The following is a 20,121-nucleotide window of genomic DNA, read 5'->3' as shown; positions in this document are numbered from 1 at the left end:
AACCTGCACTATTCAGCGCTTTTTTATCGGTATCGAGGCTCGCGTCGGCGCTATATGTACCCGTTTCTGCGATCTAACTCAACCTTTTTGAATACAATGATGTGACTTTTTACATAAATAGATTTTACATAAAATAAACAAACACGGGATAAACGAACGCGAGTTTGGTTGATGTGTGTCAACAAAAAAGGCCCTTTCGGGCCTTATCTGCGCGTTAGTGTGCCGCTTTTCGCGGCCGGCTGGCGTAAAGACAGAAGAGAACAGAGCTGGATGCGCAAAATGCCATCGCCCACAGCATGGGCCAGGCCGTAGTAAAAGTCGCCATAGAGAGTAACGCCCCGACGATGGCACCAATTCCGAAGCGGAAGGTTCCCGCCAGAGACGATGCGGTTCCCGCCATGTGCGGGAACTCGTCGAGGATCACCGCCATCGCATTGGACGAGATCATCGACACGCAGCCGACAAAGGCCGCCACGCCGATCACCAGCGCCCAGAAGCCCACGCCCAGGAACGCGCTCACCACCAGCCAGACCGCCATCACAAACTGGATCCACAGCCCGGCGCGGAACATGTTCAGCGCCCCGACGCGTCGGACAAAGCGGCTGTTAATGATGGTCAGGACAAACAGGAAGACGATATTGAGCGCAAAATAATAGCCAAAGTGCTGCGGCGAAACGTGGTTCAGCTCGATATAGACAAACGGCCCGGCGCTCAGGAAGGAGAACATTCCGGCGAAGCTGAATCCGCTCGCCAGCATGTAGCTCAGCACCCGCTTGTGGCGAAACAGCGAGGCAAAGTTACCTATCGTGGTCCGAATATGAAATTTCTGGCGGCGCTCGACGGGCAGCGTTTCATCAATAAAGAAGAAAATCATCGCCGAAGCCAGCAGCGCGGCCAGCGCCAGGATCCAGAAAATTGCGTGCCAGCTAAACCACACCAGCACCGCCCCACCGGCCATCGGTGCCACCAGCGGCGCAATCGTCGTCACCAGCATGACGAACGACATCATGCGGGAGAACTCTTCTTTCGGGTAGATATCGCGCATCAGGGCGTTGATCACCACGCTCGCCGCGGCAGCGGCCAGCCCGTGCAGGAAGCGCATGATAATCAGCTGATCGATACTCTGCGCCAACGCACAGGCGACCGCAGCGGCCGCAAAGACCAGCGTCCCGCCCAGAATCACCGGTTTGCGCCCCAGGCTGTCGGCCATTGGGCCATACAGCAGCTGTCCGAGCGCGAAACCGAGAATATAGGTGCTGAGCGTCATCTGCGCGCTGCCTGCCGGTACGCCAAACTGCGCGGAAATCACAGGCAGCGCAGGCAGATACATGTCGATAGACAGCGGCATCAGCATCGCCAGCAGGCCAAGAATGAAGACAATTTTGAACGACGAGTGTGGCCTGGTGGTCACAGGGTTCTCCTGAAATTAGTGCGAAGGCAGACCGACGCTGGCAATCTCTTCTTCCGTCAGCGGACGATATTCACCGGGCGCCAGGTCGGGATCGAGCGCAATCGCACCGATGCGTTCACGGTGCAGGCCCACAACGTGGTTACCCACGGCGGCAAACATACGTTTCACCTGATGGTAGCGCCCTTCGCTGATGGTCAGACGGACCTCCGTCGGGGTGATGACCTCAAGCACGGCGGGTTTAGTCAGATCTTTTTCATTATGCAGCTGAACGCCTTTCGCGAATTGCTCTGCCGTGTCATCAGAAACCGGCGACTCCAGCGTGACCAGATAGGTTTTCTCGCAGTGGTGGCGCGGGGAAGTAATGCGGTGCGACCACTGACCGTCGTCGGTCATCAGCACCAGACCGGTGGTGTCGATGTCGAGGCGGCCCGCGGCGTGCAGCTTATGCGCAACCGGTTCGTCGAGGAAATAGAGCACCGTCGGGTGATCCGGATCGTCCGTTGAGCAGACATAGCCTTCCGGCTTATTGAGCATGAAATAGCGGGGACCGTGCTGCTGGGTCAGCGGATTGCCGTCGTACTCAACCTGATGGTCAGGCTGGAGTTTGAACGCGCTGTCTCGCACAATGTCGCCATCCACGGTAACGCGGCTGGCGCGTATTTCGCGCCCGGCAATAGCGCGGCTTACGCCGAGTTGCTGAGCGATAAACTTATCAAGTCGCATGAAATCTTTTTAGCCTTAATGGTGCTGGAAGTCGGACCGTGCGTCCGAAAAAAGAAGCAGTCAGGAACGGTTCAGTATAATGGTCTGGTTGCGCCACTCAAGGGAAAAAGTTTCGTGGCATACTATCTATACCCTAAATAATTCGAGTTGCATGAAGGCGGCAAAGGAGTGAATCCCCGGGAGCTTACATAAGTAAGTGACCGGGGTGAACGAGTGCAGCCAACGCAAAGGCAACTTGAAGTATGACGGGTATATGTGCGGAATAACGAAACCGAGACCCTATGACTTTTACACTTCGTCCCTATCAGCAGGAAGCCGTTGACGCGACCCTCGCCTGGTTCCGCAAACACCGGGAACCGGCGGCCATTGTCCTCCCGACCGGTGCAGGCAAGAGCCTGGTCATTGCCGAGCTGGCCCGCCTGGCGCGCGGTCGCGTGCTGGTGCTGGCGCACGTCAAAGAGCTGGTCGCGCAAAACCATGCCAAATATTGCGCGCTGGGGCTGGAAGCCGACATTTTCGCCGCCGGGCTGAAGCGCAAAGAGAGCCACGGCAAAGTGGTTTTCGGCAGCGTACAGTCGGTGGCCCGCAACCTGGATCTGTTCCGCAGCGAGTTTTCGCTGCTGATTGTCGACGAATGTCACCGCATCAGCGATGACGACGACAGCCAGTATCAGCAAATCCTCACTCACCTTAAAGAGGTGAACCCTCACTTACGCCTGCTCGGCCTGACGGCCACCCCGTTTCGCCTGGGCAAAGGCTGGATCTATCGCTTTCATTATCACGGCATGGTGCGCGGCGACGAGAAAGCGCTGTTCAGCGACTGTATCTATGAACTTCCGCTGCGCTACATGATTAAGCACGGCTACCTGACGCCGCCCGAGCGGTTGGATATGCCGGTGGTGCAGTATGATTTCAGCCGGTTGCAGCCGCAGAACAACGGCTTGTTCAGCGAAGCTGACCTCAATCAGGAGCTGAAAAAGCAAAAGCGGATCACGCCGCACATCATTAGCCAGATCGAAGAATTTGCGCAGACGCGCAAAGGGGTCATGATTTTTGCCGCCACCGTTGAGCACGCGCGCGAAATCACCGGCCTGCTGCCCGCTGACGACGCGGCGCTGATCACTGGCGAAACGCCCGGCCCGGAGCGCGACAGGCTGATTGAGGCCTTCAAAGCGCAGCAGTTTCGCTATCTGGTCAACGTCTCTGTTTTGACTACCGGTTTCGATGCCCCGCACGTGGATCTGATCGCCATTCTGCGCCCTACCGAATCCGTCAGCCTGTATCAGCAGATTGTCGGCCGCGGCCTGCGCCTGGCCCCGGGAAAAACCGACTGTCTGATCCTCGATTACGCGGGTAACCCGCACGATCTCTACTCCCCCGAAGTGGGCACGCCGAAAGGCAAAAGCGACAACGTGCCGGTGCAGGTGTTTTGCCCGGCCTGCGGCTTTGCCAACACCTTCTGGGGGAAAACCACCGCCGACGGCACGCTGATTGAACACTTTGGCCGCCGCTGTCAGGGCTGGTTTGAAGATGATGAGGGACATCGCGAGCAGTGCGATTTCCGCTTCCGCTTCAAAAACTGCCCGCAGTGCAACGCCGAAAACGACATCGCCGCCCGCCGCTGCCGCGAGTGCGACACGGTGCTTGTCGACCCGGACGACATGCTGAAAGCGGCGCTGAAGCTGAAGGATGCGCTGGTACTGCGCTGCTCCGGCATGGCGCTGCAGCCCGGCGCGGATGAAAAAGGCGAATGGCTGAAAATCACCTATTACGACGAGGATGGCGCCGACGTCAGCGAACGGTTCAGGGTTCAGACGCCTGCCCAGCGCACGGCATTTGAGCAGCTCTTCATCCGCCCGCATACCCGTACGCCTGGCGTGCCGCTGCGCTGGATAACCGTCGCGGATATCGTTCATCAGCAGGTGCTGCTGCGCCACCCCGACTTCGTGGTCGCCCGCAAGAAAGGCCAGTTCTGGCAGGTTCGCGAGAAGGTCTTTGACTATGAAGGCCGCTTCCGTCGGGCAAATGAATTGCGCGGTTAACGGGACTTTTCATTGATGTGCGGGGCATTTGAGTATAAAATGCCGCCCGCTTCACATCCGTGGAGCAGAACACTCACCTGCTGCTGGGTCGCCTGTAGTAGGGTTTTAAATACAGAGAGAAATCAATGTTCACTATCGAAGCAGAAGTACGTAACGTGCAGGGTAAGGGTGCGAGCCGCCGCCTGCGTACCGCTAACAAGTTCCCGGCTATCGTTTACGGTGGCGAAGCTGCTCCAGTTGCTATCGAACTGGATCACGACAAAGTATGGAACATGCAGAACAAAGCTGAGTTCTACAGCGAAGTTCTGACCATCGTTGTTGGCGGTAAAGAAGAAAAAGTGAAGGTTCAGGCCGTTCAGCGTCACGCGTTCAAGCCAAAACTGACTCACATCGACTTCGTTCGCGCGTAATCGCAAACCAGTCGAAAAAAAACCCCGCAGCTGCGGGGTTTTTTTATGGCTGTTATTTACCGCCAGAGGTGCGGCGCTGAAGCTGATCGCGCAGGTTCGGCGGCGTACCTTTGATGGTCAGGGTGTCGGTGGCCGGATCCCAGAAGATGCGTTCACCTAACAGCATGGCGTCAAAGTTGATGGTTAACCCACCGCCGCTGCCGGCAAATTTGGTTAACTGACGCAGCGTGCTGCGATCCGCCGGGAAGCTCTCCTCAAGCTCATAGCCTTTCTCCGCGGTAAATTCCTGGAAGCTCACTTCGCTGACGCCCGCCAGCTCTTTTGACAGCGACTCTAGTTCAATCTCTTCCCCCGCCTGCAGCTGCTCGTTGCAGTAGCTGTAAACCTGCTGGCGTACGGTCTGGCGTTCAGATTTATCGAGCTGCGCTTCAGCCGTAAAGTCATCAACGGCCTGCAGCAACCCTTTGTTCTGCGCTTTGGCGTTCAGGCCTTCACTGGCGCCGAGGAAGTCCATAAAGAAATCGGCCACCTTACGGCCCACGCGCCCCTTCAGGAAGGTGAGGTAGCGGGTCGACTCCGGGTTGGTTTCCCACTCGGTCAAATCAATACGCGCCACAATATCCGCATGGTTGATATCCAGATAGTGCGTGGAGCTGATGTCCAGCTGCTCGTTCACGCGCATGCTGCTTAAGTTGTTCAGCACGCTGACCAGAAGATATTCGACCGCCAGATAACGATAGTGGCAGAACAGGACGATGCCGCCGTCGGCGAACGGATATTTTGCCAGCTCGTCGCGCAGACGCCCGGTTGCCGCACGGCTAAACGCCAGGAAATCCTCTTCGCCCTGACGCTGCAGGCGCAGGCTATCGGCCAGCTCACTCTCTTCGCTGAACAGACCATAGGCTTTATTTTTAGCGCTGTAGACGCGATGCAGCTCTGCCATCATTTCCACAACGGTTGCCGTGGGTTCCAGTAACGAATCGCGTAGCACCACTTCAAGGGTTTGCTCATCACGCTTGATAAGCTGGTGCAAGGCAATCTGGTTGATTTCCAGACTCATGATAAACTCTCCTTTTAGACCGGGCGGTATTCAACCACCACCAGGACATGTGTGCAACAACAGATAAAAAAGGGGAAAAAAAGCTGTTGCTACGGTAATATGTTGCCCTTTCATCAACAAACTGATTTTGATTTATGCCACAACATTCCCGCTACAGTGATGAACACGTTGAACAACTGCTCAGTGAGCTGGTCAACGTACTGGAAAAACAGAAAACGCCGACCGATCTCTCCCTGATGGTTTTGGGAAATATGGTCACCAACCTTATCAACACCAGCGTTGCTCCGGCTCAGCGTCAGGCGATCGCCAAATCTTTCGCCCAGGCATTACAGTCATCCGTCAGCAACGACCAGGCCCATTAAGGGAAACGAACAACAGTTTATGGTGACGAATCGTCAGCGCTACCGTGAAAAAGTCTCCCAGATGGTCAGCTGGGGACACTGGTTTGCCCTGTTCAACATTCTGCTAGCGACGGTAATTGGCTGTCGTTATCTGTTTGTCGCAGACTGGCCCACAACGCTAACCGGGCGTATCTACTCCTGGATAAGCGTTGTCGGTCACTTTAGCTTTTTGGTCTTCGCCACCTATCTGCTGATCCTGTTTCCTCTGACGTTTATCGTCATGTCGCAGCGTTTGATGCGGTTCTTGTCCGCAATCCTTGCGACGGTGGGGATGACGCTGCTGCTTATCGACAGTGAAGTGTTCACCCGTTTCCACCTGCATCTCAACCCTATCGTCTGGGAACTGGTAATAAACCCGGACCAGAACGAAACGGCCCGCGACTGGCAGCTGATGTTCATCAGCGTCCCGGTGATCCTGTTGATCGAGATGCTGTTTGCCACCTGGAGCTGGCAAAAGCTCCGCAGCCTGACCCGACGCCGCCATTACGCGAAGCCCGTCGCCGCGCTCTTTTTCGTCTCATTTATCAGTTCGCACATCATGTATATCTGGGCGGATGCGAACTTCTACCGCCCTATTACCATGCAGCGCGCTAACCTGCCGCTCTCTTATCCGATGACGGCCCGTCGTTTCCTTGAGAAGCACGGCCTGCTTGATGCCCAGGAGTATCAGCGCCGTCTGGTCGAACAGGGTAATCCGGAAGCGGTTAGCGTGCAGTATCCGCTGAGCGATCTGCGCTATCGCGATATGGGTCGCGGGCAAAACGTCCTGCTGATTACCGTCGATGGCCTGAACTATTCCCGTTACGAGAAGCAGATGCCTGCGCTGGCCGATTTCGCGAGTCAGAACGTGTCGTTTACCCAGCATATGAGTTCAGGTAACTCAACCGATGCGGGTATCTTTGGCCTGTTCTACGGCATTTCTGCCGGATACATGGACGGCGTGCTGTCTGCGCGCATTCCTGCGGCGCTGATCACCGGGCTTAATCAGCAGGGCTATCAGTTAGGGCTGTTCTCATCGGACGGCTTCAACAGTTCACTGTACCGCCAGGCGCTGCTCTCTGATTTCTCACTGCCTGCCGCGCAGAGCCAGTCTGATGCCCAGACCGCAAACCAGTGGATAAACTGGCTGAATCGCTATGCGCAGGAAGATAACCGCTGGTTCTCGTGGGTGGCCTTTAACGGCACGACGCTTAACGACAGCAACCAGGCTGGCTTTGCGCGCCGCTACGGCCGCGCGGCCAGCGATGTTGACGCACAGATTGGCCGCGTGCTTGACGCGCTACGTGAATCGGGCAAGCTTGATAACACGGTCGTGATCGTGACCGCGGGGCATGGCGTACCGTTAGGCGACGAGACGAAGAGCATGAGCTGGTCACGTCCAAACCTGCACGTTCCGCTGGTGATCCACTGGCCGGGAACGCCGGCGCAGCGCATCAATATGCTCACAGAACATAAAGACGTTATGACGACCCTGATGCAGCGCCTGCTGCACGTCAGTACGCCAGCAAACGAGTATTCCCAGGGGCAGGATCTCTTCAGCGCCACGCGCCGCCATAACTGGGTGACAGCAGCTGACGGCAACACGCTGGTGGTGACCACGCCGAAGCTGACGCTGGTGCTGAACAGCAACGGGAACTATCAGACCTATAATCTGCAGGGTGAACGGCTGAAGGACCAGAAACCACAGCTTAGCCTGCTGCTGCAGGTCCTGACGGATGAGAAACGTTTTATCGCTAACTGATTAATTATAAACCAGTTAGCGACAGATTCCCTTGCATTCGAAACGGAATCGAGTAGTATCTTTTTATGCGTCGGCACGTAGCGCAGCCTGGTAGCGCACCGTCATGGGGTGTCGGGGGTCGGAGGTTCAAATCCTCTCGTGCCGACCAAAAATACATTGAAAACCAGCCTCTTATGGCTGGTTTTTTTATTGCCTGTAAAAAAGCCAGCCCGCAGGCTGGCTTCTTATAGCAGATAAACGCTTAGTGTTTTTCACGTCCGCCCAGGAAGAAAATGCCCAGCGGGATTGCCAGCAGAACGGTGAAGACAAGGCTGTAAACGAAGATCATCGCCGACTGCAGCACATACATGCTGGTAGTCCAGGCGGAGAGAGGAATGTTGTACTGTTCGATGACGCCAACAATGGTGGCCCGCCCGACGCAGGCGGCAGCAATCATAAACACGACAAGTAGCGCCAGGAGGAACTTGCGGCCTTCAGGTGTTTTCAGTTTTGCACGAACCATCTCTCTTCCCTTTCACAGATGAATAACATTATAGAGGGTCTAAAATAACACGAACGCCCGTCACACTCCACACCAGTACAAACACCTGCCAAAACGGTAAATATTAAGTTTATTACGCTACATATAATGAAAATGTAGGTAAATCACACCAATCATTCATACTCGTTATGTTAGTCTGTTCAGGACCGTTTTGACATAAAGGAATGAAAATGAAAAACGCACCTAAATTTGCCATCGCGCTTCTCGCCGCCGCGTGCGCCAGCACCAGCGCTTTCGCCAGCGACGCCCAAAAAGCGCAGCCGCTGGAAAAAGTTGCCCCCTATCCGCAAGCGGAAAAAGGCATGAAGCGTCAGGTGATTCAGCTGCCGGTTCAGCAGGACGAAGCGAATTACAAAGTGGAACTGTTAATTGGCAAGACGCTGGAAGTGGACTGCAATCAGCATCGTCTGGGCGGTCAGCTGGAAAGCAAAACCCTGGAAGGCTGGGGCTACGACTATTACGTCTTTGATAAAGTGACCTCTCCGGTTTCCACCATGATGGCCTGCCCGGACGGCAAGAAAGAAAAGAAATTTGTGACGGCGTATCTGGGCGACAACAGCCTGCTGCGCTACAACAGCAAGTTGCCGATCGTGGTTTATACGCCTGAAAACGTGGAAGTAAAATATCGCGTGTGGAAGGCAGAAGAGACGGTCGGACAAGCGGTAGTACGCTAAAAATAAGTCGGGTGGCGGCTTCGCCTTACCCGACCCGGAAAGGGTGCGCTCTGGTGCCCTCACCCCACCCCTCTCCCACCGGGAGAGGGAGAAAACGCTAAAAACGGTAACGGATGTTACCGTTTTGCTTTTACCTTACAGCGCAATATCCGCAACCGGTTTGTTTTCCGGCTGAGGCTTCAGCTCCGCCTTCGGTGCAGCGTCCGCAGCCTGCGGCTTAACGTACTGCAGCTGCAGCACGCGGCTGGTGTACTCCAGCTCCTGCTCCGTCGCATCCACGTTACCGTTCAGCTTCGTGCCGTAGGAAGGAATAATGGTTTTCAGCTTCGCCTGCCATTCCGGGCTGGCGACTTTATCTTTAAACACTTTTTCCATCAGGTGCAGCATGATTGGCGCAGCGGTAGACGCACCCGGTGACGCACCCAGCAGCGCGGCGATCGTGCCATCCTTATCGCTCACCACTTCGGTACCCAGACGCAGCACGCCGCCCTCTTTCGGATCGCGCTTGATGATCTGCACGCGCTGACCCGCCTGCCACAGACGCCAGTCTTCTTTCTTCGCCTGCGGATAGTACTCTTTCAGCGCCTCGAAGCGTTCTTCATCAGAAAGCATCACCTGGCTAATCAGGTATTTCACCAAATCGAAGTTATCCAGCCCCACGTCCATCATCGGTTTAACGTTAGAGGTGGTGGTCGCGCTCAGCAGATCCCACAGTGAGCCGTTTTTCAGGAACTTGGTGGAGAAGGTCGCGAACGGTCCGAACAGCACCACGCGTTTACCGTCAAGCATGCGGGTGTCGATGTGCGGGACGGACATCGGTGGCGCGCCTACGGAAGCCTGACCGTACACTTTCGCCAGATGGCGATTCACCACTTCCGGGTTCTCGGACACCAGGAACTGACCGCCGACCGGGAAGCCCGCGTAGTCGTCAGCTTCAGGAATACCGGACTCCTGCAGCAGCTTCAGCGCCGCGCCGCCCGCACCGATGAAGACAAACTTCGCCTTAATGACGTGCTCGGCTTCATTGTTTTTCAGATCGGCAACGGTCACGCTCCAGCTGTTGTCCGCATTGCGCTTAAAGCCGCGCACTTCGGTGCTGAGCTGCAGATTGAAGTTATCTTTCTTCTTCAGGGACGCCACCAGCTGACGGGTAATCTCGCCGTAGTTCACGTCGGTCCCGATTTCGGTGCGGGTCGCCGCCACTTTCTGGTTCGGGTCACGACCTTCCATGACCAGCGGTGCCCACTCTTTAATCTGCGCGTGGTCTTCAGAGTATTTCATCCCGCGGAACAGGGTGCTCTGCTGCAGCGCAGCGTAGCGCGCGCGCAGGAAATTCACGTTCTGCTCGCCCCACACAAAGCTCATGTGCGGCACGGTATTGATGAAGGAGTGCGGGTCGTGCATCACGCCGCTGTTGACCTGGTGAGACCAGAACTGACGCGAGATCTGGAACGCTTCGTTGATCTCTACCGCCTTCTCGATACTAATGGAACCGTCCTTTTTCTGCGGCGTATAGTTCAGTTCCATGAGTGCCGAATGGCCCGTACCGGCGTTATTCCAGCCGTTCGAACTCTCCTGCGCCACGCCATCGAGGCGCTCGACCATGGTCATGGACCAGTCCGGCTGCAGTTCTTGCAGATAGGTTCCCAGCGTGGCGCTCATGATGCCGCCACCAATCAAAAGGACGTCCGTTTCCTGCTCTTTTGGTGCGTCTGCTTTCGCTGCCATTGAGACGGCGCTGAGCCCAACGGCCAGAGAAAAGAGCATGGCAGTCATTTTTTTCATAATTTATGCCTTAGTGTAAAAGTGCTTGATGCGTGGAAATTGCAGGTGAAAAAAGCTGCGTGGGCACGGTAACAACTTTTAAATATTGTTTAAAGGTTACGAAATTATTGTAATTGTGAAATTTAATGATGGATTGTTTGTAGGGGATTGCGGCGCGCAACTGGCATTAGGGGGAATTTATGGCTACTATGCTGCACTTTGTGATCGCGCGCACGGAAGCCTGCCCTAACCAGCGAACTGTTATGTCCTTACCCCATTCTGCTGTATCCCCTGAAGACAGCGTAGCCAGCGTGCTGCGCTCTCCTAAACAACTGACGCGTGAAACGCTGGCGGGCGTAATTACCGCTCTGGCGCTGATCCCCGAGGTCATCTCATTTTCCGTGGTGGCGGGCGTTGACCCGAAGGTTAGCCTGATCGCCTCCGTGGTGCTGTGTCTTACTCTCTCTGTGCTGGGCGGTCGTCCGGCGATGGTCACGGCTGCGGCCGGTTCCGTGGCGCTGGTGATTGGCCCGATGGTGCATCAGCACGGGGTACAGTACATTCTTCCCGCCGTGCTGATGGCTGGCGCGATCCAGATTTTGTTTGGCGTGCTGGGCATGGCAAGACTGATGCGCTTTATTCCCCAGTCGGTGATGACCGGATTTGTTAACGCCCTGGGCATTTTGATTTTCTTCGCTCAGGTGCCGCATTTCTGGAGCCGAAGCCCGCTGATTGTGGGCCTGTTCGTCCTGACGCTGCTGATTGTGCTGTGGGTGCCGCGCTATATTAAAAGCGTCCCTTCCCCGCTGATTGCGATTGTGCTGTTAACCCTTTTCACCGTCACCACCGGTCAGATCCTGCCGACCGTCGGTGATGAAGGCTCAATGACTGGCGGTCTGCCTGGATTTACCCAGCTGCTGGTGCCGCTTAATTTGCAAACGCTGAGCATTATCTGGCCGTGCGCGTTGAGCATTGCCTTCGTCGGTCTGCTGGAATCCCTGCTGACGGCAAAACTGGTGGACGAACTGACGGTTACGCCCTCCAGCAAGCGTCGCGAGAGCATCGGGCTGGGCGTCGGAAATATCATGGCCGGGCTTTACGGTGGCATTGCGGGCTGCGCGATGATCGGACAAACCATCGTTAACGTGGAGATGGGAAAAGGGCGAAGCCGCATTTCAACCATTGCGGCGGGCATCGTGCTGCTGATCCTGGTGACGGCACTCAGTGAAGTGATGGCTAAAATCCCGATGGCGGTGCTGGCGGGGATTATGGCGATTGTCGCCGTCAAAACCTTCAGCTGGCACAGCCTTCAGCCCGCCACGATAAAAAATGCCCCGGTTGCAGAAACGGTAGTAATGCTGGTGACCGTTGCCGCAACGGTTTCAACCGGCAATCTGGCGGTTGGCGTACTGGGCGGGATTATCGTCATGGCACTGATCCCCGCCCGGATTAAGCGTCGGGTTAAAGCAGAAAAATCGTTGCCAGCCCAAGAAAAATAAAGAAGCCGCCGGTATCGGTGATGGCGGTGATCATCACGCTCGACCCCACCGCGGGGTCGCGCCCCAGTTTGGTCATCGTCAGCGGGATAATGACGCCCATCATCGATGCCACCAGCAAATTCAGCACCATCGCCAGCATCATCACGCCGCCTAAAGCCATATCGTCATACAGCCACCAGGTGATGCCGCCCATAATGCCGCCCCATACCAGGCCGTTGATCAGCGCCACCCCCATTTCCCTGAAGATCAGAAAGGCGAAGTTACCGGGCTGAATATTTTCCAGCGCCAGCGCGCGGACGATCATGGTGATGGTCTGGTTTCCGGTGTTGCCGCCAATCCCGGCCACAATAGGCATCAGCGATGCCAGCGCCACCAGCTGCGAAATGGTGTGTTCAAAGCCGTCAATCACGCGGGAGGCGATAAAGGCGGTACACAGGTTAATAGCCAGCCACGCCCAGCGGGTTTTCACCGCCTTGCCGACGGAGGCGTGGACGTCATCTTCGGCGCTGATCCCGCCTAGCGCGCGGAGGTCGTTATCGGTCTCTTCATAAACCACGTCAACGATTTCATCGATGGTCAGACGACCCATCAGCTTGCCGACGGAGTCTACGACCGCCGCACTCACAAGGTCATCACGTTCAAAGGTACGCGCCGCTTTTTCCGCATCGTCTTCCGGGGAGAAGACCATCGGCTCGTTTTCCATCACCTCGCTCACCTTCCGCTGTGTGCTGTTGAGCAGGATGGTTTTCAGCTCCAGCTCGCCTAGCAGGGTTTTATCCCGCGCGGTGACAAACAGCTTATCGGTGTTGTCCGGCATTTTGCCCAGGCGGCGCAGGTAGCGCTGTACGGTACCGAGCGTGACGTCCGGACGTACCGTGATAACGCCAAACTCCATGATCGCGCCAACGCTGTTTTTCTCGTAGTGCATCACCTGACGCACGCGCGCGCGTTCATCGGCAGGCAGAGAGGCCAGCAGGCGACCGGTCAGATTACGCGGCAGGTGCTGTACAAGGTAAATCTGCTCGTCGATATCCAGGGTTTGCAGGGCGTCGAGGATGTCCCGGTCGCTCATCTCGTCGATCAGGTCATCCCAGACGTTTTCGGATGCCTCAAGCAGGACCTGGCCACGCTCGTGATCCTGCACCAGGCGCCACAGGGCGTGACGCTCTTCCGAAGGAAGCGCTTCCAGGGTATCCGCCAGATCCGGCGGCGGTAAATGAGCAACCAGCGCACCTACCTCAGCAATATCGTCGGCTAAGGTGCCGACATCATATTGCTCAGCCAGGGTCAGTTTGCCTAATAGCGTAGACGTGACCGCTTTATCTGTCGTGAGAAGCCAGATGAGTCGCGCACGTTCCTGGTCACGCTGCCTGGCGCTGTTTTTCTTTAATACCGACATCAATCATAAATCCATTAAATGAGTTGGCGTTAAGCATAGCGCGGGGATATGTAAATAAGAATAAACAACGGGCCGAGGTGGAGAAAAAAACGTCATTACAGCCACGATCTATCCCCTCTCCCTGTGGGAGAGGGTTAGGGTGAGGGCATCAGGCCGTACGCGCCACCGCATCACGCGATGCCGCATCGCGCTCGTCGCCGGTCAGCTCGCTCAGCCTGCCGTCGCGCATCTCCAGCAGACGGTCGGCGTGAATGAAGTAATGATCGTCGTGGCTGATGGCGAAAATGGTCTTGCCCATCTCCTGCATCAGCGGCAGCAGCACCTGATAAAACTCGCGGCGGAAGTGCGGATCCTGATCCGCCGCCCATTCATCCAGCAGGATGATGTCACGCTCTTCCGCCAGCGCCAGCAGCAGCGCCACGCGCTTCTTCTGCCCCTTGGAGAGCTTGAGGTTCAGGATTTTACCGTCCTGAAGCTCCAGCTTGTGCGCCATCTGCAGCTGCGTAAGCCATTTTTCCACCAGCTCAGGATTGGCCTGCTGCCCTTCCGGCCCCAGCAGCTGGTCAAACAGCCAGACGTCAGTGAATACCGCTGAGAAAAGCTTGCGGTAATCCTCGGGCTTCTCCGCACTTAGCGCCTTGCCGTCCAGCAGGATCTCGCCCGACTGCGGCTGGTAAAGTCCGGTGAGCAGCATCGCCAGCGTAGATTTTCCGCTGCCGTTGCCGCCGATGAGGAACAGCAGTTCGCCGCGGTGAATCGTCAGGTTGACCGGCCCCACGGAGAAGTCGTTGTCCTGATAGCGGAACGTGACGTTACGTAGCTCCAGGGTCTGCCAGTTCGGGAAAGCCTGCGGACGCGGGAATTCGGCTTTGAACGGCGCGAGATCGAATTTTTTGAGCTTATTAAACGCCACCTGTGCGCTCAGCAAGGTGGGCAATGCGCCGACGGCCGAGAGCAGCGGCGTACGCAGGAACAGCAGCGTCAGCGAGTAGGTCGCCGCCACGTTGGTGTCAGCCCAGCCCAGGCTGTTCGCCATCCAGAACACCAGGCCAATGGCGCCCAGCATCATAATGTTGGACCAGTTCACCGCGCTCAGGTGGAAGGTATCGGCGCGAATAATGTGGTGCCGGTATTCGCGCGCGTCCGGAATATAGAGGTTATTGAAGATATGCTCGGCACGCTCGCGGTTGAGGGTCAGCTCTTTACGCCCTTCGAGCACCGTCTGGTAATCGTTATAGAGCTTATCTTCCGTTTCGCGCAGGACCGCCATGTGTTTATAGACGCGCGACACCAGCACGAAACCGCCCCAGATGGTGATGGCAATCCACACCGCGGTCACCGCCAGCATTTTTGTCGAAAGCCAGGCGAGATAGGCCGCCGAGCCAAAGGTCAGGATGATCCCCTGCACCAGCTCCGGCAGGCGGACAAACGCGATGGTAATCGCGCGTACGTCGCTGGTCAGCCCCGCCAGCAGGGAGGCGCTGCCGAGCTGCTCCACGCGCTCAACCTGCGTGTCGAGGATCCGCTTGATGAACTCGCTGCGCAGGCGGAAAACAAAATGGTGGCCAAGCGCGGTCAGCGCCAGCTGAGAGCCAAGCGTAACCGCCATCAACAGCAGCAGCAGGCCGAGAAACTCCGGCAGCACCGAGAGTGAGGTATCGACCATTTCGATTAGCCGCACGTTGATAAACGCGATCAGGCCAATACCCAGCGCGGCGCTGGCGAGGCTTAAGGCCATTACGGCAATAAAGGGCCAGCGGTACTGACGCCAGACAAGAAGAAGTAGTTGCATGCAGGCAATCCGGACAATAAAAATCAGCCAGCAGTGTAAACTGCCCTGCGCGGACATCAAGAATAATTCTTATTTTTGTTTGCTCAATCCCGCCTGACGGAACGTCAGATTATAGCGGTACTCGCCAGTAAGGGGATGAACCCCGGGCTTCAGGGGCTGAATGCCGTGATAGTACAGCCGTGACTCCCTGCCCCACACCACCACGTCGCCATGCTCCAGCATAATGCGCCTGAGCGGATCGTTGCGGCGCAATCCGCCAAACTGGAAGACGGCGGGCAGACCTAACGATACCGAGACGATGGGCGCCCGCAGATCGGGTTCATCTTTGTCCTGATGCAGGGAGAGCTTCGCGCCGACGGCGTAGCGGTTAATCAGGCAGGCATCCGGCCGGAAGTCCGGGTAACCTGCCGCAACGGCAGCCTCGTGGCAGAGCGCCTGAAAAGCTGCCGGCATCGGGGGCCACGGCTGGCCGGTGGCGGGATCGTTCGGGGCATACAGATAGCCGCGCACGTTCGTCGCCCACCCCAGCTCCCCGCAGTTGGCCATGACTACCGACATGGTGTAGCCGCCCGGCGTCACCATATGGCGAAACGGTGAAACGGCCGTCACCTCTTCTATGCCGGCAAGCAGCGCCTGCGCGCGTGAGAGTGCAAAGCGGCGCAGGATCGTCGCTCCAGGCGCAAGCGGCTCCTGCCAGGGTTCAGCATCCGCAAAAAGATCGAGCATTATCCCTCCCGGCGTTTCGCCTCACGTTTCAGTAATAGTGCTTTTCGCGCCGCCCCCCAGCGATAGCCCGACAGCGCGCCGTCGTTACGAACCACGCGGTGACAGGGGATCACAATCGCCAGCCTGTTTGCCGCGCAGGCTCCGGCGACGGCACGCACCGCGTTGGGCTGGCCAATCGCCTGCGCCACCTGCTGATAGCTGGCCGTTTCCCCGCAGGGGATGTCACGAAGGGCCTGCCAGACCCGCTGCTGGAACGCGGTGCCGCGTATATCCAGCGGCAGCGCCAGCGGCGCCGCGCGGTTATCAATACTGGCAATGACCTGACGGATACGCTGCGCAAAGGCATCTTCCCGTGGAGCAGGCTCCGCGTTTGGAAACAGCGTCGCCAGCTCTTCGGCTAATTCAGTATCGCTGTCGCCCAGCAGTATCGCGCAAATCCCCCGCTCGCTTTCAGCGACCAGACAGCGTCCTAACGAACAGTCGTCAATGGCGTACTGCACCGATACCTCACCTTTGCGGTACTGTTTCGCCGTCATCCCCAGCGCGTCGTTGGCCTTGCGGTAATAGGTGCTGCTGTCGGGAAAACCTGCCGCCAGCACGGCATCGGTAATTTTGTTTCCCTGCGCAAGCGCCGCGCGCAGACGTTGCCCCCGCGCCGCCTGCTGCCAGGCTTTTGGCGTCATCCCGGTGACGGACTTAAACAGCCGATGGAAATGGAAAGGACTCATGGCGACCTGCTGCGCCAGGCCTTCCAGCGTCAGCGCGGGATCCTGCTCCAGAAGACGGCAGGCGTGCTCCACTTTCGCCAGCTTCTGCTGCTGCGGATCGCGTTTGTCCGGCATACAGCGCTTGCACGGGCGAAACCCTGCCTGAATGGCATGCTGGACATCGGGATAAAAGCAGACGTTTTTACGCAGCGCATGACGGGCGCGGCAGGACGGGCGGCAGAAAATCCCCGTCGTCTGCACGGCAAAGACAAACCGATCGTCAGCGCGTGGATCGCGAGCCAGAACGGCCTGCCAGCGATCCTCATCGTTCATGTAGGTTGGATTTTTCATCATCAGCTCCTCTTACAAGCATACCTTTAGCGTGCATGAGCGCCAGTGATAAAAAACCCGCAACCTTGCTTTTTAATTTTTGTCGTTCACCAGGAAGCTGTTGAACTGCGGCGAGCTCCAGGTTTTGAACCCGTCGCCCTCTTTAGTGATCATATAAACCGCCAGCCCTTCCTGACGAACCACCTCTTTGGCTTTTTCCGGGCCGAGAACCATTAAGCCGGTATCCCAGGCATCGGCTTCCAGCGCGGTAGGGGCAATCACGGTCACCGAGACCAGGTTATGCGTGATGGGACGCCCGGTCTGAGGGTCAATCACGTGCGAAATACGCTTCCCGTCGAGTTCGTAATAGTTACGGTAGCTCCCGGACGTGCTGATGCCGTGCCCGTTAATATCCACTATGGCCTGCACGGCGTTTTGCCGATCGGTCGGTTTTTGAATCGCCACGCGCCACGGTTTACCGCTGGCGTTCATGCCCCGGCTGACTAACGCGCCGCCCACGGAGACCAGGTAGCGCGATATCCCTTCCTGCGTCATCAGCGCGGCAAGATGATCCGCCGCGTAGCCTTCACCTACCGTCGACAGATCGACAAACAGATCCGGGATGTCTTTCTGCAGATACTGCTGGCCGTACTGGTTGATCACCGTCAGATGCTTTAGCCCTGTCCGGGCGCGGGCATCATCAATGGCCGCCCGATCGGGTGTGGTCACCGGCTGTTTGTTGGGACCAAATCCCCAGAGATTGACCAGAGGCCCGACGGTGACGTCCATCGCGCCGTTGGTTTTATATCCCACGCGCATTGATTCAGTGACGATATCGGCCATCGCTTCGCTCACCGGCCACAGGGAGGTACTGGTGGAGAGATTGAAGCGCATCAGCGCCGAGTCATTTTTATAGGTTGAGAGCAGCTGATCGTCGGCATCCAGCTGAGACTGGATTTTACCGCGAAGTTCATCAACGCGGGTTTTATCCAGGCCCATCACGCTGACGCGCCAGAAGGTACCCATCGTTTTGCCTTCGAGCACCGTCGCGGCGGGTGCATCGGTTTTCGCCACGGGCGCGGAATCGTCACACGCGGTCAGGAAAAAAAGCATAGCCAGAAAGCTGGCGCGTAAAAAAGTCATGTCCATTCATTATTATCCTCATGCCAGGGCGGCAAGAGTACACCAAAACGGTTGCATTGTGAGGCCCCAAAAAGGCACAAAAAAGGGGCCATCCGGCCCCTTAGTCACACGATGACGCGATTAGAACTGGTAAACCAGACCCAGCGCGACGATATCATCAGTACCGATACCGGCCTGACGGGTGAACTCATTTTCATCAACCAGGTTGATTTTGTAATCCACGTAGGTGGACATGTTTTTGTTGAAGTAGTAAGTGGCACCCACATCAACATATTTCAGCAGATCCTGATCGCCGTAACCTTCGATGTCTTTACCTTTGGACTGCAGGTAAGCCACGGATGGACGCAGGCCGAAGTCGAACTGGTACTGAGCAACCACTTCGAAGTTCTGCGCTTTGTTAGCAAAGCCGTAAGCGGTAGTCGGGCTGTCGCCGTTAGAAGTACCGAAGCGGGTTGCGTTGTAGGTCTGAGAGTACTGCGCAGCCAGGTAGATGTTGTTGGCATCGTATTTCAGGCCGCCAGAATAGACTTCTGCGTGATCGCCGTTACCATAAACGCCCGGTGCGTTCTGGTCAGCTGTACGTTTGGAGGAGGACATCGCACCACCCACGCTGAAGCCTTCGCCCAGGTTATAGGTTACGGATGCACCGTAGCCGTCGCCGTTCTGTTTCAGCAGGCTGCGTCCACCGACGTTTTCGCCGCTTACGCTACCGTTTTTACCCTGATACTGCAGCGCAAAGTTCAGACCATCCACCAGACCAAAGAAGTCCTGGTTACGGTAGGTCGCCACGCCGTTAGCACGAGACTGCAGGAAGTTGTCTGAGCCGTAGGTATCGCCGCCAAATTCTGGCAGAACGTCAGTCCAGGAAGTTACGTCGTAGATCACGCCGTAGTTACGACCGTAATCGAAAGAACCTGCTTCAGCGAATTTCAGACCGGCAAACGCCACACGCGTCCAGGACTGGTTGTCGCTCTCAGTGGTGTTACCCTGGATCTGGTATTCCCACTGGCCGTAACCGGTCAGCTGATCGTTAACCTGAGTTTCGCCTTTGAAGCCAAGACGCATGTAGGTCTGGTCGCCGTCAGCACCCTTGTCGTCAGAGAAATAGTGCAGACCATCAACTTTACCGTACAGATCTAATTTGTTGCCATCTTTGTTATAAATTTCGGCCGCATTTGCTGCGCCTGCTACCAGCAGTGCTGGTACCAGGAGGGACAGTACTTTAACTTTCATTTTATTAACCCTCTGTTATATGCCTTATAATTGCCACTGCTTACTGGTTAACCCTCATTAACCAGTCGGCAATTTCATTCTCCGCAAAATTACAGAATAATCCAATGCGAATATGATACGAAAACTTTGAAGATGTTTCATTTATCTATCAACATGTTTCAAGGTGTAAATGAAAAGGAACTTTTACAAAGCACAAAAAGCTTAGAAATTTAGCACTTATAATCAAAAAGAAAAAACAACCAATATATATCAAAGAGTTAAAATAAAAAACGTTACCGCACTGAATGACAAAACAAGATCGACGCCAGTCTCTAAAATAACTCTCGCTATCATCATTAACTTTATTTATTACCGTCATTCAGCTTTGAATGTCTGTTTATCCCTAATTCAACCGGATGCATCGCATTCGGTTTTTTTTTTACCCTTCTTTACGTAACTTTTCTTTTTTTGTGCTACCGCACCGTAATTGTAACGACTATTAACTAAATTCACGCCAGCCCCTCTGCATAACAGGAAAATTCGCTC

General features: G+C 56.1%; 17 protein-coding genes and 1 tRNA gene. 7 read left to right on the top strand and 11 right to left on the bottom strand.

Features of this window, described 5'->3' with window-relative positions; translation table 11 throughout:
- Positions 1-214: 214 nt before the first annotated feature.
- Complete coding sequence (locus tag UTO39_RS15235) at positions 215-1,411, bottom strand: Bcr/CflA family multidrug efflux MFS transporter (RefSeq protein WP_061097585.1); 1,197 nt, start codon at positions 1,409-1,411, stop codon at positions 215-217.
- A gap of 15 nt (positions 1,412-1,426) precedes the next feature.
- Positions 1,427-2,134, bottom strand: coding sequence for a 16S rRNA pseudouridine(516) synthase RsuA (gene rsuA, locus UTO39_RS15230; protein WP_320727511.1), 708 nt, complete (start codon positions 2,132-2,134; stop codon positions 1,427-1,429).
- Positions 2,135-2,415: 281 nt separating this feature from the next.
- On the opposite strand from rsuA, the gene UTO39_RS15225 reads away from it, so the two are divergent.
- The gene (locus UTO39_RS15225) at positions 2,416-4,176 is read left to right on the top strand and encodes a DEAD/DEAH box helicase (protein WP_320727510.1); all 1,761 of its coding nucleotides are present in this window, start codon (positions 2,416-2,418) and stop codon (positions 4,174-4,176) included.
- A 125-nt stretch (positions 4,177-4,301) separates the two neighbouring features.
- Positions 4,302-4,586: a 50S ribosomal protein L25 gene (gene rplY / locus UTO39_RS15220; RefSeq protein ID WP_061097582.1), complete on the top strand. Its 285-nt coding sequence runs from the start codon at positions 4,302-4,304 to the stop codon at positions 4,584-4,586.
- A gap of 52 nt (positions 4,587-4,638) precedes the next feature.
- Here rplY and yejK read toward each other — a convergent pair whose 3' ends face one another.
- On the bottom strand, positions 4,639-5,646 hold the full coding sequence (yejK, locus tag UTO39_RS15215; protein ID WP_032641831.1) for a nucleoid-associated protein YejK: 1,008 nt from the start codon (positions 5,644-5,646) through the stop codon (positions 4,639-4,641).
- Positions 5,647-5,780: 134 nt separating this feature from the next.
- Between yejK and UTO39_RS15210 the strand changes: the two genes are divergently transcribed.
- From UTO39_RS15210 to UTO39_RS15200, 3 genes are all read left to right on the top strand, one after another.
- A complete protein-coding gene (locus UTO39_RS15210; protein WP_320727509.1) occupies positions 5,781-6,008 on the top strand; it encodes a YejL family protein in 228 nt (75 codons plus the stop codon).
- A 19-nt stretch (positions 6,009-6,027) separates the two neighbouring features.
- Positions 6,028-7,788 carry an LPS biosynthesis-modulating metalloenzyme YejM gene (gene yejM, locus UTO39_RS15205; RefSeq protein WP_320727508.1) on the top strand — a complete coding sequence of 587 codons (1,761 nt, stop codon included), beginning with the start codon at positions 6,028-6,030 and terminating at the stop codon, positions 7,786-7,788.
- A 71-nt stretch (positions 7,789-7,859) separates the two neighbouring features.
- Positions 7,860-7,936, top strand: a tRNA-Pro gene (locus tag UTO39_RS15200).
- Between the two features lie 93 nt (positions 7,937-8,029).
- Here UTO39_RS15200 and UTO39_RS15195 read toward each other — a convergent pair.
- A complete protein-coding gene (locus UTO39_RS15195; protein WP_008500962.1) occupies positions 8,030-8,290 on the bottom strand; it encodes a DUF2534 family protein in 261 nt (86 codons plus the stop codon).
- Positions 8,291-8,499: 209 nt separating this feature from the next.
- On the opposite strand from UTO39_RS15195, the gene eco reads away from it, so the two are divergent.
- Positions 8,500-9,003, top strand: coding sequence for a serine protease inhibitor ecotin (eco, locus tag UTO39_RS15190; RefSeq protein ID WP_061097580.1), 504 nt, complete (start codon positions 8,500-8,502; stop codon positions 9,001-9,003).
- 135 nt (positions 9,004-9,138) lie between these two features.
- On the opposite strand, the gene mqo is transcribed toward eco, so the two are convergent.
- Positions 9,139-10,788: a malate dehydrogenase (quinone) gene (gene mqo, locus UTO39_RS15185; protein WP_151413974.1), complete on the bottom strand. Its 1,650-nt coding sequence runs from the start codon at positions 10,786-10,788 to the stop codon at positions 9,139-9,141.
- Between the two features lie 188 nt (positions 10,789-10,976).
- On the opposite strand from mqo, the gene UTO39_RS15180 reads away from it, so the two are divergent.
- Positions 10,977-12,266, top strand: a complete 1,290-nt coding sequence (locus UTO39_RS15180) for a SulP family inorganic anion transporter (protein WP_320727522.1) — start codon at positions 10,977-10,979, stop codon at positions 12,264-12,266.
- Here the strand turns inward: UTO39_RS15180 and mgtE are convergent.
- The 6 genes from mgtE to UTO39_RS15150 all read right to left on the bottom strand — a co-directional run bounded on the left by mgtE (position 12,229) and on the right by UTO39_RS15150 (position 19,596).
- Positions 12,229-13,665 carry a magnesium transporter gene (gene mgtE, locus UTO39_RS15175; protein WP_061097577.1) on the bottom strand — a complete coding sequence of 479 codons (1,437 nt, stop codon included), beginning with the start codon at positions 13,663-13,665 and terminating at the stop codon, positions 12,229-12,231. The two genes, UTO39_RS15180 and mgtE, sit on opposite strands and share 38 nt — an antisense overlap.
- A 148-nt stretch (positions 13,666-13,813) precedes the next feature.
- Positions 13,814-15,457 carry a multidrug ABC transporter permease/ATP-binding protein gene (locus UTO39_RS15170; protein ID WP_320727507.1) on the bottom strand — a complete coding sequence of 548 codons (1,644 nt, stop codon included), beginning with the start codon at positions 15,455-15,457 and terminating at the stop codon, positions 13,814-13,816.
- Positions 15,458-15,526: 69 nt separating this feature from the next.
- Positions 15,527-16,183, bottom strand: coding sequence for a DNA oxidative demethylase AlkB (gene alkB / locus UTO39_RS15165; RefSeq protein ID WP_320727506.1), 657 nt, complete (start codon positions 16,181-16,183; stop codon positions 15,527-15,529).
- Positions 16,183-17,241, bottom strand: a complete 1,059-nt coding sequence (ada, locus tag UTO39_RS15160) for a bifunctional DNA-binding transcriptional regulator/O6-methylguanine-DNA methyltransferase Ada (protein ID WP_320727521.1) — start codon at positions 17,239-17,241, stop codon at positions 16,183-16,185. The genes alkB and ada overlap by 1 nt, the downstream gene beginning before the upstream one ends.
- A gap of 72 nt (positions 17,242-17,313) precedes the next feature.
- Positions 17,314-18,369 (bottom strand): FAD:protein FMN transferase ApbE, encoded by a 1,056-nt coding sequence (gene apbE / locus UTO39_RS15155; RefSeq protein WP_320727505.1) that lies wholly within the window; start codon positions 18,367-18,369, stop codon positions 17,314-17,316.
- 114 nt (positions 18,370-18,483) lie between these two features.
- A complete protein-coding gene (locus tag UTO39_RS15150) occupies positions 18,484-19,596 on the bottom strand; it encodes a porin OmpC (protein ID WP_061097573.1) in 1,113 nt (370 codons plus the stop codon).
- Positions 19,597-20,121: the final 525 nt, after the last annotated feature.

Source organism: Enterobacter sp. 118C5, assembly GCF_034107645.1.
Lineage (GTDB): Bacteria > Pseudomonadota > Gammaproteobacteria > Enterobacterales > Enterobacteriaceae > Enterobacter > Enterobacter nematophilus.
Note: the sequence above shows the minus strand (reverse complement) of the source record. Positions and strands in the feature narration are given on the sequence as shown.